Annotated in this window: 11 protein-coding genes; 8 read left to right on the top strand and 3 right to left on the bottom strand. The window is 41.7% G+C overall.

From position 1 onward, the window contains the following. Position 1: 1 nt before the first annotated feature. From ACFQ1M_RS15310 to ACFQ1M_RS15295, 4 genes are all read left to right on the top strand, one after another. The gene (locus ACFQ1M_RS15310; RefSeq protein ID WP_386409754.1) at positions 2–1,147 is read left to right on the top strand and encodes an efflux RND transporter periplasmic adaptor subunit; all 1,146 of its coding nucleotides are present in this window, start codon (positions 2–4) and stop codon (positions 1,145–1,147) included. A gap of 132 nt (positions 1,148–1,279) precedes the next feature. Then, positions 1,280–1,741 carry a (2Fe-2S)-binding protein gene (locus ACFQ1M_RS15305; RefSeq protein WP_386409752.1) on the top strand — a complete coding sequence of 154 codons (462 nt, stop codon included), beginning with the start codon at positions 1,280–1,282 and terminating at the stop codon, positions 1,739–1,741. A gap of 22 nt (positions 1,742–1,763) precedes the next feature. After that, positions 1,764–3,923, top strand: coding sequence for a xanthine dehydrogenase family protein molybdopterin-binding subunit (locus tag ACFQ1M_RS15300; RefSeq protein ID WP_386409750.1), 2,160 nt, complete (start codon positions 1,764–1,766; stop codon positions 3,921–3,923). 22 nt (positions 3,924–3,945) lie between these two features. Further along, positions 3,946–6,207, top strand: a complete 2,262-nt coding sequence (locus ACFQ1M_RS15295; RefSeq protein WP_386409748.1) for a S41 family peptidase — start codon at positions 3,946–3,948, stop codon at positions 6,205–6,207. Positions 6,208–6,221: 14 nt separating this feature from the next. Here ACFQ1M_RS15295 and ACFQ1M_RS15290 read toward each other — a convergent pair whose 3' ends face one another. The 3 genes from ACFQ1M_RS15290 to ACFQ1M_RS15280 all read right to left on the bottom strand — a co-directional run bounded on the left by ACFQ1M_RS15290 (position 6,222) and on the right by ACFQ1M_RS15280 (position 8,760). Further along, positions 6,222–6,830, bottom strand: coding sequence for a nucleotidyltransferase family protein (locus ACFQ1M_RS15290; RefSeq protein ID WP_386409746.1), 609 nt, complete (start codon positions 6,828–6,830; stop codon positions 6,222–6,224). Further along, the gene (locus ACFQ1M_RS15285; RefSeq protein ID WP_386409744.1) at positions 6,827–7,840 is read right to left on the bottom strand and encodes an XdhC family protein; all 1,014 of its coding nucleotides are present in this window, start codon (positions 7,838–7,840) and stop codon (positions 6,827–6,829) included. The genes ACFQ1M_RS15290 and ACFQ1M_RS15285 overlap by 4 nt, the downstream gene beginning before the upstream one ends. Positions 7,841–7,980: 140 nt before the next feature. After that, a complete protein-coding gene (locus ACFQ1M_RS15280) occupies positions 7,981–8,760 on the bottom strand; it encodes an HAD-IIA family hydrolase (RefSeq protein ID WP_386409742.1) in 780 nt (259 codons plus the stop codon). 225 nt (positions 8,761–8,985) lie between these two features. Between ACFQ1M_RS15280 and ACFQ1M_RS15275 the strand changes: the two genes are divergently transcribed. The 4 genes from ACFQ1M_RS15275 (at position 8,986) to ACFQ1M_RS15260 (ending at position 11,663) form a co-directional block, all read left to right on the top strand. Next, positions 8,986–9,321 carry an arsenosugar biosynthesis-associated peroxidase-like protein gene (locus ACFQ1M_RS15275; RefSeq protein WP_386409740.1) on the top strand — a complete coding sequence of 112 codons (336 nt, stop codon included), beginning with the start codon at positions 8,986–8,988 and terminating at the stop codon, positions 9,319–9,321. A 73-nt stretch (positions 9,322–9,394) separates the two neighbouring features. Continuing rightward, complete coding sequence (arsS, locus tag ACFQ1M_RS15270) at positions 9,395–10,450, top strand: arsenosugar biosynthesis radical SAM (seleno)protein ArsS (protein WP_386409738.1); 1,056 nt, start codon at positions 9,395–9,397, stop codon at positions 10,448–10,450. Positions 10,451–10,492: 42 nt separating this feature from the next. Then, positions 10,493–10,984, top strand: coding sequence for a rhodanese-like domain-containing protein (locus tag ACFQ1M_RS15265; protein ID WP_386409736.1), 492 nt, complete (start codon positions 10,493–10,495; stop codon positions 10,982–10,984). A 70-nt stretch (positions 10,985–11,054) separates the two neighbouring features. Further along, the gene (locus ACFQ1M_RS15260; protein WP_386409734.1) at positions 11,055–11,663 is read left to right on the top strand and encodes a TIGR04282 family arsenosugar biosynthesis glycosyltransferase; all 609 of its coding nucleotides are present in this window, start codon (positions 11,055–11,057) and stop codon (positions 11,661–11,663) included. The last annotated feature ends 20 nt before the right edge of the window (positions 11,664–11,683 follow it).

The following is an 11,683-nucleotide window of genomic DNA, read 5'->3' as shown; positions in this document are numbered from 1 at the left end:
TATGAAACGAACGCTATATATAATCGTCACATTAAGTATAGTCCTTGCTTTCTGGAGTTGTGGCGAGAAGAATAATCCATCAACCACCTCAGAATCCAAAAGCGAACAAAGAATGAATCATCGAATCCAAGTGACAAAAGCGCAATTTGAACAAAGCCAAATGACCTTGGATGAGCTGAAAGAAAAGCCCTTTCCTACAGTGATCAATGTAAACGGCGTTATAGATGTTCCACCAGAGAATAGAGCTGTGGTAAATGCTACTATGGGTGGATATATCAAAACGGCGCCTTTACTCATCGGCGATAAGGTGCGTGAGGGACAAGTGCTGGTCACCTTAGAAAATCCGGAGTTTGTAAAAATGCAGCAAGAGTATATGGAGGTCCACCAGCAACTTTCTTACTTAAAGGCTGAATACGAGAGACAGAAAACGATGCTAGCAGAAAACATCTCTTCTGAAAAGAGTTACTTAAAAGCCGAGAGCCATTATAAGATGGCCGTCGCAAAGCACTTAGGGCTTCAAAAGCAATTAAGAATGTTGAACATCTCCCCTTCGAGCGTGGAAAACGGTGAAATACGCTCTATCGCAACCATTTATGCTCCCATTTCTGGAAGTATCACCAAGGTGAATGTTACAAAAGGTTCGTACGTCTCTCCTGCAACCGAGATTTTAGAGATCATCGACAACGATCACATTCACTTAGAGTTATCTGTTTTTGAAAAAGACATCATGAAAGTGAAAAAAGGTCAGAAAATTGATTTTAAAATTCCTGAAGCTTCATCGGAAGCTTTTAAAGCCGAGGTATATTTGGTAGGGACAGCCATCAGGGATGACAGAACCATCAAAGTGCATGCACACCTAGAGAACGAGTCCGACAATAATTTTTTAACTGGAATGTTCGTAGAAGCTGCTATCGTTACGGATGCTACCTTTGCAAAAGCATTACCAAGCGAAGCCATTATAATCGTTGATGAGGTATCGTATGTTTTGGCCCTTGAGGAAAAGCAAGGAGACCTGTTTTTCTTTGGTCAGAAAGAAGTCATAACAAAAAAAGAATACGCTGGGTATATGGCTATTGAGAACGCCGATATCTTTGATCCAAATACCCAATTTTTGACCAAAGGAGTTTTCGGTTTACTGGGAGAGTAAGCGATATAGATGGCCGTATGGAAAGGAGCTATGTTAGAAAACTCTTAAAAAGGAGCACGAGAACTGTTAAAGCTTCCCAATACCATCTTTTTTTTCCATAACTTGAAGTATTAATTAACCAATCACTACGTTATGCCAAGCTACACTTTCTCCGTCAATAAAAACGAAGTTACGGTCAATGCCGATGCAGACACTCCACTTCTATGGGTATTAAGAGACGAACTCGGTCTTGTCGGCACTAAATTCGGTTGCGGCGTCGGGCAATGCGGTGCCTGCATCATCCATCTCGATGGCAATGCCAACCTCAGCTGCCTGCTTCCTGTTTCGCAATTGCAAGGCAAATCAATTACAACTATCGAAGGCCTTTCCGAAAATGGTGACCATCCACTGCAACAAGCCTGGAAAGAACTGGATGTTCCGCAATGCGGGTATTGCCAAGCCGGACAGATCATGGCCGCCGCATCATTTTTGAAGAATAATCCCAATCCATCTCGAGAACAGATAAGAGACGGTATGAACGGTAATATTTGCCGTTGTGCATCCTACAACCGTATAGAGAAAGCCGTAGCGCTCGCCGCCAAAAAAATGTCGTAGATCCACCTAAAAACCAGCTATCATGAAATCCAATAACACCCTTACTTTTAGTAGAAGGAACTTTATAAGAACATCAGCTCTGGCGAGTGGTGGCATGCTTATCGGCTTTAACTTCTTTACCGCCTGTAAAGACAAAGTAGCTCCTCCTGTTGATATCTCTCAATTGAACTTTAACAATTTCAATGCCTTTATAAAAATTGCCGACAATGGGATCGTCACTATTTTTTCACCCAATCCAGAGATTGGCCAAGGCGTAAAGACCTCTATGCCGATGATCATCGCCGAAGAACTGGATGTGGCATGGAAAGATGTGCATGTGGCCCAAGGCATTTTAGATACCAAAAATTACCAGCGCCAAGTGGCTGGAGGAAGTCAATCCATCCGCTTTGGTTGGGATGCCTTGAGGCAAACCGGAGCCACGGCAAAACAGATGCTTGTTAACGCAGCAGCAGCCAAGTGGGGAGTCGATGCGTCCAGTTGCAGTGCTTCCGAAGGTGTCATCACTAATGCAAACGGTGATAAGCTAGGCTATGGCGATGTGGTAAAGGAAGCGGCAGCGATGGAAGTTCCGGAAAATGTAAAACTCAAGGACCCAAAAGACTATAAAATTATCGGACAAGATATTCGCAATGTCGACATCGATAAGATCATCACCGGCAAACCATTGTTTGGACTGGACTATACCGCGGAAGGTATGCAATATGCATCCGTTTTGCGACCTCCTGCTTTCGGACAAAAGCTGGTGGACTTTGATGATACCGCGGCTAAGGCAGTTACAGGTGTTTCTGAGGTCGTCAGATTTGGTGATAAGATCGCGGTCATTGCCAGCAATACATGGGCGGCCATGAAAGGTAAGAAAGCATTGAAAGTCAATTGGCAAGTGGATTCTAAACTTGAAAATACGGCCGATCACGATAAGATCCTTATGGATCTTTTGGATGGCAACAGTTTTGACACGAGGCGGGAAGATGGAAATGTAAAAAAGGCCTTTGCAGAAGCCGATCAGGTGATTGAGCGCACCTATGAGTCGCCTTTTCTACCGCACAATTGTATGGAGCCGATGAATTTCTATGCCGATGTTACTGCAGATAAGGTCCATTTGGTAGGTCCTATACAAACCCCAGCGGGAACGGCCCGTAGAGTAGCAGAAATGTTAGAAAGGAATGTCGATGACATTCACCTAGAAATGACACGTATGGGCGGTGGCTTCGGAAGACGCCTTTATGGCGATTTTGTAATGGAGGCTGCCGAAGTTTCCAACCTGATCAAGAAGCCAGTGAAAGTGGTCTTCTCTCGTGAAGATGATATGGCCGCAGGTATCTATCGCCCTGCGATAAAATATAGGATCAAGGCCTCGATTAAAGACGGAAAAGTCACGGGATATCATTTAAAAGAAGCGGCTATCAACTCCAATATGTATGGATTGATTCCGAACTTTTTCCCCGCTGGTGCTATAGCGAATTATAAGGTGGACACAGCCAACTATAATAGCAATATTACCACAGGAGCTTGGCGTGCGCCTTATACCAATTTCTTGGCGTTTGCAGAGCAGAGTTTTTTTGACGAGTTGGCAGAAGCGCTCGAAATGGACCCAGTTCAGCTACGATTGGATCTACTACAAAATGTAAAAGGCACCACAGACGAACGTATTCAGTATTCTGGAGAGCGCATGGAAAATACCATCAAACTTGCCGCCAAAAAAGCAAACTGGGGTAAAAAACAAGATGGCGTTTATCAAGGATTTTCTGCATACTACAGTCATAATACCCATGTAGCGGAAGTAGCGGAAGTGGTCATTAAAGATGGCTTCCCCGTTGTTAAAAAAGTCGTCGTGGCGGTGGATTGTGGTATTGTAGTGAACCCACTTGGAGCGAAGAATCAGATCGAAGGTGGCGTCATCGATGGTATTGGCCATGCCATGTATAGCGACTTCGGATTTAACGAGGGAGCACCCGAGCATACCAACTTTAACAGTTATCAGCTCATACGAATGAACCAGACGCCAATCGTTGAAACATATTTTGTAGAAAATGAGTTGTCGCCAACAGGTCTTGGTGAACCTGCCCTACCACCAGCGGGCGGCGCTGTTGCCAATGCGATCAAAGCAGCCACTGGGCAGCGCTTATACAAACAACCGTTTATAAAATATATCGGTATGGAAGAGCAGGAGCTTATTGGTTAATAACGATTTTGCGTAATAAGTATTGAAAAAGTTCGCAGCAATAACATCTCTACTCTTTTTAGTATGTTGTCTTGATAGGGAAGAAAATAATCTCTTCAATCATAAAATAGATAGTCTAACAGCATTTGCCAAAGTATATGGATACGTAAAGTACTTTCACCCGTCTGATGAAGCTTCTAACCTTGATTGGGATAAGTTTTCGATTTATGGTGCTGAGAAAATTATCAAATTAGATTCGAACAAAGAATATGCTACTGTTCTAAAAGAGCTATTTGACCCAATCGCTCCTTCGATTGTTATTCTTAACTCTAAGAATTCTACAAAATTTAATTTAAAGAGCATAACGCCAGAAAATATAAAAGGTTACGAAACAACCTACTGGCAGCACAAAGGGTTGGGCTGTTTTAATGACCCCAAGTATCGTAATATTTATAAAAGCGTAAGAGTCAATGGGATTAAAAAAACAGCCATCTCAGACCCATTTGGAAAAATCATTGCGTCCATTGATGCCGCAAAGTACAGAGGTAGCAAAGTTAAATTTGTCGCTTGGGTTAAATTGGGTGAAGAGTCTACCGGGACTGGACATCTCAGACTTCGAGTCATAGACGAGGATAATACTACTGGTTTTTTTAATAACATGCGAAGGGATCCTATTCTAGAAAACGAATGGAAACAATATGAAATCATCGGAACAATTGACCCTCTCGCAAAGACCCTTATTTTTGGTGCCTCTTTAAAAGGCAAAGGAAAACTCTATATAGACAATGTTCAAATATCATATGAGCATGACAACAAGTGGTTTGATATTCCAATAAAAAATAGTGGGTTTGAGATAGATTCATTAGCTAATAATAACAATCAAAATCGATGGATTCATGAAGGTGCAGGCTATACTTTTGAAATCACTGAAGACGAGCAACAAGAAGGGAAAAGGTCTGTTGTAATTAAATCTGTTGAAGAAACTAAAATTGAAAAAGAAAAACAGATTTTTGATAAACAACCTAATTTTGGAACCATCATTGAGAAACAAATCAGTGAAAATTTATTATGTCAAATACCTCTTGTATTGTACACAAATGCAGATGGCACATTTCCAACCCTCGAACAAGATGACACTCCAATCCTTATTGAAAATACCTTGAGAAATATCAATACCGACCCCTCTTCTCTGCCTGTAAGACTAGGAAATATCATCAACACCTATAATGTTTTCAAACATTTTTACCCCTATATGGATGTTGTCGATGTTGATTGGGATAAGGAGTTAGAGAAAGCTCTCGGAAGGTGTTTCACAGACAAAACCGAGGAGGACCATCTTATTACACTTCAAAAATTTACAGCTCCATTGAAAGATGGGCATCTTGTAGTGTCAAAGAAAAATACGAAACGGTTTGCCCCTCCAATTTCTTGGGAATGGATAGAGGATAAACTTGTTATTACCCAAGTCCATGATGAACAAGTTCCTATTGTTGTTGGTGACGTCGTAACCCATATCAATGGTGAAACTGCAGAAGATCACTTTTCCGAAATTAAGTCGAGAATTTCGGCGGGAACTGAAGGCTGGTTGAACTACAGAGCGCAAACTCTAAGCCTACTAGGAGAAAAAGATTCTAAATTTATTATCAATGTCGATGGTAAAGAAATTGAACTCCTGCGAAGCGAGCAAAAAGTACCTGATGAATGGGAAGTCGATCATAAGGCAATAAACAATAATGTATATTATCTCAATTTGGACAGAGCAGACATGCCAACAATCAATAAACTCATGCCAAAACTAGAGCAAGCTACGTCCATAATATGTGACCTACGTGGCTATCCAAATCGTAATCACGATTTTATATCTCATCTACTTAAGTCAAATGATACGACGACCTCATGGATGAGAGTGCCGAAAATCATTTTCCCTAATCAACAAAATGTGAGATTTGATAATTTTTCTTGGTCTGTCAAAGCAAAAAAACCCTACTTAGGTGATAAACAGATCATTTTTATAATTGACGGGCAAGCGATAAGCTATGCCGAAAGTTATATGGGATATATTGATGGTTATAACCTGGCCATGATCGTTGGGCAACCGACTGCTGGGGCTAATGGTAATGTCAATGGGTTTGATCTTCCAGGAGGATATTATATACGATTCACAGGAATGAAGGTTCTAAAACATGATGGTTCGCAACTTCATGGAGTAGGCATACTACCAGATATCTATATCAACAAAACCATCGAAGGTGTAAAAAGTGGAAAAGATGAATTTCTTGAAAAAGCGATTGAATTAACAAAATAGAATCCTAATCCCCACTAAAAATGTCCTTCTTTTTCTTGGCGCAATAACTCATTATACGCCTCTTCCGTATCCACGTCCACAAACGGCTTTTTGGATAGTACAACCTCCACATCATCTCGGTGTCTCCGAATGATGGGTTTTGCCCCAGCATCGTTTTTCAACTCGATAAGTTTTGAGAAGTACTCCGAATCAAAGACCGCCGGCACTCCTATCATCTTCCCGTATTGTGTTGCTATGATTCTTCTATCGCTAGCCTCATGTTTTTTAAGCATCGTGCTGAAATGGTCGGTATCGACGAGAGGAAGGTCGCCTAGCGTTAGCAACAACCGATCGAAATCCCCTTTTTTAAGAAGTTCTTGAAGGCCATAACTCAAGGAGTCGCCCATGCCCTTTTCCCAATTTTGGTGATAGATCACGGCTGCATTCAGATCTTCGATTTCAGCATAGACCTGGTCGTAATAGGCTCCCAAGACCACAAAAACATCACAGTCGGGCGTCTTTAATGCTTCCATGACACAGTGTTTTAAGAGAACGGTCTCTTTATAGGGTAGCAATTGTTTTGGGCGTCCCAATCGTCTTGAGGCACCTGCAGCAAGCATCAATATGGCCGTTTTATCACTCATTGGTGAATGCCTCCAGCTTTATCCTTCAAGGAAATCGGTTCTTTCTCTCTCACTATCGACAAGATCTCAGCCAATATGGAAATTGCAATTTCTTGTGGAGTTTCGGCACCGATGTCAATTCCGCAGGGACCATGAATTCTTTCTAGAAAAGCATAAGATATATCTGGATGATATTCCAATAACTGTGAGATCATTTTCTCGCGACGATGTTTGGGACCCAAAAGGCCGAGATATGCGAACTTCTTATCGATCATTTCCGATAGATATTTCAAATCCTTCACAAAGCTGTGTGTCATAAGCAAAACGGCCGTTTGCTCATCTAGTCGCTCTTTGCCAAAAGCATGTTCGTCAATACCCAAATAAGCGCTAGCTCCAGGAAAGTTGTCAATGGTCTTAGGATCATCGGGCGGGGCGACGATGACCACTTCCCAACCTGTAAGCGACGCATATTGGCAAAGTTGAACCGCATCGTGTTCTGCTCCTACGATATAGAGTTTAAAACCTGGTTTGATCGTCTGCTGAAAATGTTCCAACGCTTTGTCGATCGCTGAATTTTTAGAGATCTCATAGGTAGTTTCATCTGAAAATGTAACATAAGACCCACCGCTAGGCACATTGGATGCCTCTTTAAAGAAATATGAACTTATCTCAAACGGCTTTCTAATTTTCCATTGTGCTTCAAAGGCATCAAAGAAATCGGGTTTGGGCTCAAAAGGTTCGATAAGGATATAGAGAATGCCTTCGCATCCCAATCGGTATCGACCATCGTAGACCATAAGTTTGGGAACACCATCTTTAAAGACACTTTGTGCCTGCCGCGCCACCTCCTTCTCAACGCAACCGCCACTAACAGCGCCAACCATGCGGCCATCTTCGTGAACCGCCATCCGCACTCCTGGCCGTCGATAGGAACTCCCTTCAACGGCAACCACGGTCACCAAGGTCGTTTTAATATTTCGTTCCCTAGCAATTTTAGCGCTGAGGATGATGTCTCTAAATTCGTGAAGCATTTTTTGACCTTATTCAAAAGAAAACCTGAAAAATTTTGATCAGGCATTTATTCTTCAATAAAGATATGCAAGCGAGATTTGAATCGTTAGTAAAGTGCCATTTTTTAGCATTCCTATAACATTCCCAAGGTAGAAACTGATCATTTCATTTTCAAGGCCTTTTCAATATCTAAGGTAGCAACAGAATCGACGACCATATCCGGTTTGAAGGCGTAATCGTCCAATACATTTTTTTTAGAGACCCCAGAAAGCGTAAGTATTGTGGTATATCCTAGTTGTACCCCGCCAAGAATATCGGTATCCATCGTATCACCGATGATGATCGTCTCTCTAGCCTCCAACCCTAAATATTTCCTTGCCGAACGCATCATTACGGGACTTGGTTTGCCAACAGAAAAGGCTTTCTTCCCCGTTGCCTCCTCGATCATGGCAACCACCGCTTTGATACCCAAATTAACCCATCCCTTCTTTTTTGGGGACGGATCGAGGTTCGTAGCGATCAATTTGGCGCCCCCGAGGATCATGTCCACCGCATTGTTCACCATTTCGAGGGTAAAGTTTCTCCCTTCGCCTACCACCACAAAATCCGGGTCATGATTCACCATCTCGTAGCCCTCCTTTAACAAACTATTGATGAGGCCGCCTTCTCCCAAAACATAGGCAGTGCCACGTGGTTTCATGAAAGAGAGAAAGGATGCCGTTGCCATGGCGCTGGTGTAGACATTCTCTTCTTTGATCCTAATACCCATGCCTCCGACCTTATTTACGGTATCTAATGGAGTACGCTGACTATTATTTGTCATAAATAAAAAGGGGATCTTTTCTTTTTGAAGCTTTTGAATAAAAGCGTCTGCACCTTCGATGAGATGATTGTTTGCATAGATGACACCATCCATATCGATGAGAAATCCTTTTTTCATAGTGGGTCGGTTTTCTTCAAAAATAGTCAAAACACAATGTTTTAATGAATTATGAGCAGATTAAATGATCGTTACTCAAACGTTTTCGTAATGTCTGAAACTTTTGGGGTGAATTTTGTAAAGTCCACGCGTTTTACACGTCAAAATTTAAATATCATTAATTAACTCCTACAATGTACTTGAGGAAGAAACTGTATCTTTAAGGCCATTTTGAAAATTTAAAATATGTCAAAAACTTATTACGACCCCGCAGACCTGAGAAAATTTGGGAAGATCACCGAATGGAGCGAAGAGCTAGGAACAAAGTTCTTCGATTATTACGGCGCCGTTTTTCAGGAAGGCGCACTAACTGCTCGTGAAAAATCGCTGATAGCGCTTGCCGTCTCACATGTGGTAAAATGTCCTTATTGCATCGACGCCTATACCAAAGATGGATTGCAACGCGGTATCACTAAAGAAGAAATGATGGAAGCCGTTCATGCAGGTGCTGCGATCGAGGCCGGCGCATCCTTGGTACATGGGGTACAAATGATGAACAAATACGATAAGTTAAGCATGTAATTACGAACGACGAAACTAGAGCTACCAACACTAAAATTTCGTACCTCAAACTTCGTACTTCCAACCTCAATTTATGGCTACAAAGTCACTACATAAAAGAAATGACGAATTGGCAAACGCTAGCAGGCAATTGGAGATATTATCCAATGGTATCTTTGCCGATGGCGAATTACCCACTTTTGCAAATAAAATAAGGGAAACAGATCAGTTTCCGTTACGTCCCAAAAAACTAGAGATTCTTCAAATAAACGTTGGATACATGTGCAACCAAGTATGCGAACACTGCCATGTGGATGCAGGGCCTGATCGAAAAGAGATCATGACTCGCGAAACCATGGAGCAATGTTTGGACGTCATCAAAAATACAGGTGCCCATACCTTGGATCTTACAGGCGGTGCACCCGAGATGAATCCCAACTTTCGCTGGTTTGTGGAAGAAGCTAGTAAAGCGGGTATCAAAGATTTTATCGTTCGCTCTAATCTAACGATCATCAGGGCCAACAAAAAATATCATGACCTGCCTGAATTCTTCAAAAAACACAATGTGCATGTCGTAAGTTCGATGCCTCATTGGACACGCGGCAAGACCGATAAACAACGAGGCGATGGTGTCTTTGACAAATCGATTCAGGCGCTAAAAGACCTGAATGCTGTTGGATATGGGATGCCGGATAGTGAACTACGATTGGATCTGGTATACAATCCGTCTGGAGCATTCTTACCTGGTGATCAGGCTGCTTTGGAAAACGATTTTAAGAAAGCGTTGCTAGAGGATTTTGGAATTCAATTCCATCATCTTTTTGCAATAACCAATCTACCTATCAGTCGTTTTTTAGATTATTTGATCGCATCAGAAAACTACGAGGATTATATGTATGCCCTTGTGGAAGCCTATAATCCAACTGCAGTACAAAACGTGATGTGTACCAACACCATTTCTGTAAGCTGGGATGGTTGGTTGTACGATTGTGATTTCAATCAGATGTTAGACCTTAAAGTAGCAAGTAAGGTGAAGCACATCTCCGAATATAATGAGGACCTCTTGAACGACCGAAAAATAATTATCTCGCAACATTGCTATGGGTGTACTGCCGGTGCAGGAAGCAGCTGTCAAGGAACGGTCACATAAACACCCCATACGTGTAAAGTCTATAAAAGGAGTTGTTCTGCCATGAGAATCATATTCTACATATCTGTTTTCTGTCTGTTTTCTGTAAGCTTTGCACAGGAAAGTATTGAGGCGGTGTTGCAAAAATTCAACACAGACAGTATTCCTTATATAAAGGTTGATGAACTAAAGGCGCTACCAGAAAAGCCAATACTTCTAGATGCCCGAGAAGCTGACGAGTATGAAGTAAGTCATTTAAAAGACGCATTATATGTGGGATACCAAAATTTTCAACTTGAAAATGTCTCCTGTTGCATCAAGGATAAAGAACGAACCATCGTGGTCTACTGCTCGGTGGGTGTTCGCTCTGAAGACATTGCCTTCAAACTAAAAAAAGCTGGGTACAAGAATGTTTTTAACTTATGGGGAGGCATTTTTGAGTGGAAAAATCACGGACAGGACGTTTTCAATTTGAACCTCCAAAAAACAGATTCAGTACATGTATTCTCAAAAGCGTGGGAACCCTATTTGAAAAACGGCATTAAAGTCTATTGAAAAAATGACCCATTCAGGCGCTGCAAAAGAATACTGGCACCTTCAAAACTCATCGATAAAGCAATAACTTTTGAAATCAAGCAAAAATCTTCTCATCATCTTTACGCGTAATCCCGAGTTGGGAAAAGTTAAAACCCGATTAGCCAAAGGTATTGGAGATAAGAATGCTTTGGCAGTCTATAAAATGCTGTTAGCGCACACAAAAAATGTGGCTTCGAAATTATTTTGTGATAGATCTGTATGGTATTCAATAAAAATACGACACAATGACCTATGGGATGAAAATGTGTTCAAAAAACACGTTCAATCGGGTGATGACCTAGGACAACGTATGCAGCACGCATTTAAAAGCGCCTTTGATCTGGGATATGAAAAAGCAGTCATCATTGGAAGTGACCTGTACGACTTAAAACCCGAACATATAACGAACGCATTTGAGGCCTTGGAAAGCAATGACGTAGTTTTTGGTCCTGCAAAAGATGGGGGATATTACTTGATGGGGATGAAAGCGATGCACAAGGCATTGTTTGAAAATAAGGCCTGGGGTGCGGAGACGGTTCTGAAGGACAGCCTTAGTGATTTAAAGGATAAAAGTGTTTCGCTTTTAGAAGTGCTCAATGATATCGATCATAAGGAAGATCTAGCGCCATATCCGATTTTTAAACCGTACATAACGTAACTAATAATCACCAATAACCA

This window comes from Sungkyunkwania multivorans (assembly GCF_042675645.1).
GTDB classification, from domain to species: Bacteria; Bacteroidota; Bacteroidia; order Flavobacteriales; family Flavobacteriaceae; genus Sungkyunkwania; species Sungkyunkwania multivorans.
The sequence above is the reverse complement of the archived record's forward strand: the minus strand, read 5'-3'. Positions and strand labels throughout refer to the sequence as shown.

Bases quoted from the DNA above. Each gene is read 5' to 3' on its own strand.
- ACFQ1M_RS15310 (WP_386409754.1), top strand. From the start codon at position 2: ATGAAACGAACGCTATATATAATCGTCACATTAAGTATAGTCCTTGCT.
- ACFQ1M_RS15305 (WP_386409752.1), top strand. From the start codon at position 1,280: ATGCCAAGCTACACTTTCTCCGTCAATAAAAACGAAGTTACGGTCAAT.
- ACFQ1M_RS15300 (WP_386409750.1), top strand. From the start codon at position 1,764: ATGAAATCCAATAACACCCTTACTTTTAGTAGAAGGAACTTTATAAGA.
- ACFQ1M_RS15290 (WP_386409746.1), bottom strand. From the start codon at position 6,830: ATGAGTGATAAAACGGCCATATTGATGCTTGCTGCAGGTGCCTCAAGA.
- ACFQ1M_RS15285 (WP_386409744.1), bottom strand. From the start codon at position 7,840: ATGCTTCACGAATTTAGAGACATCATCCTCAGCGCTAAAATTGCTAGG.
- ACFQ1M_RS15280 (WP_386409742.1), bottom strand. From the start codon at position 8,760: ATGAAAAAAGGATTTCTCATCGATATGGATGGTGTCATCTATGCAAAC.
- ACFQ1M_RS15275 (WP_386409740.1), top strand. From the start codon at position 8,986: ATGTCAAAAACTTATTACGACCCCGCAGACCTGAGAAAATTTGGGAAG.
- arsS (WP_386409738.1), top strand. From the start codon at position 9,395: ATGGCTACAAAGTCACTACATAAAAGAAATGACGAATTGGCAAACGCT.
- ACFQ1M_RS15265 (WP_386409736.1), top strand. From the start codon at position 10,493: ATGAGAATCATATTCTACATATCTGTTTTCTGTCTGTTTTCTGTAAGC.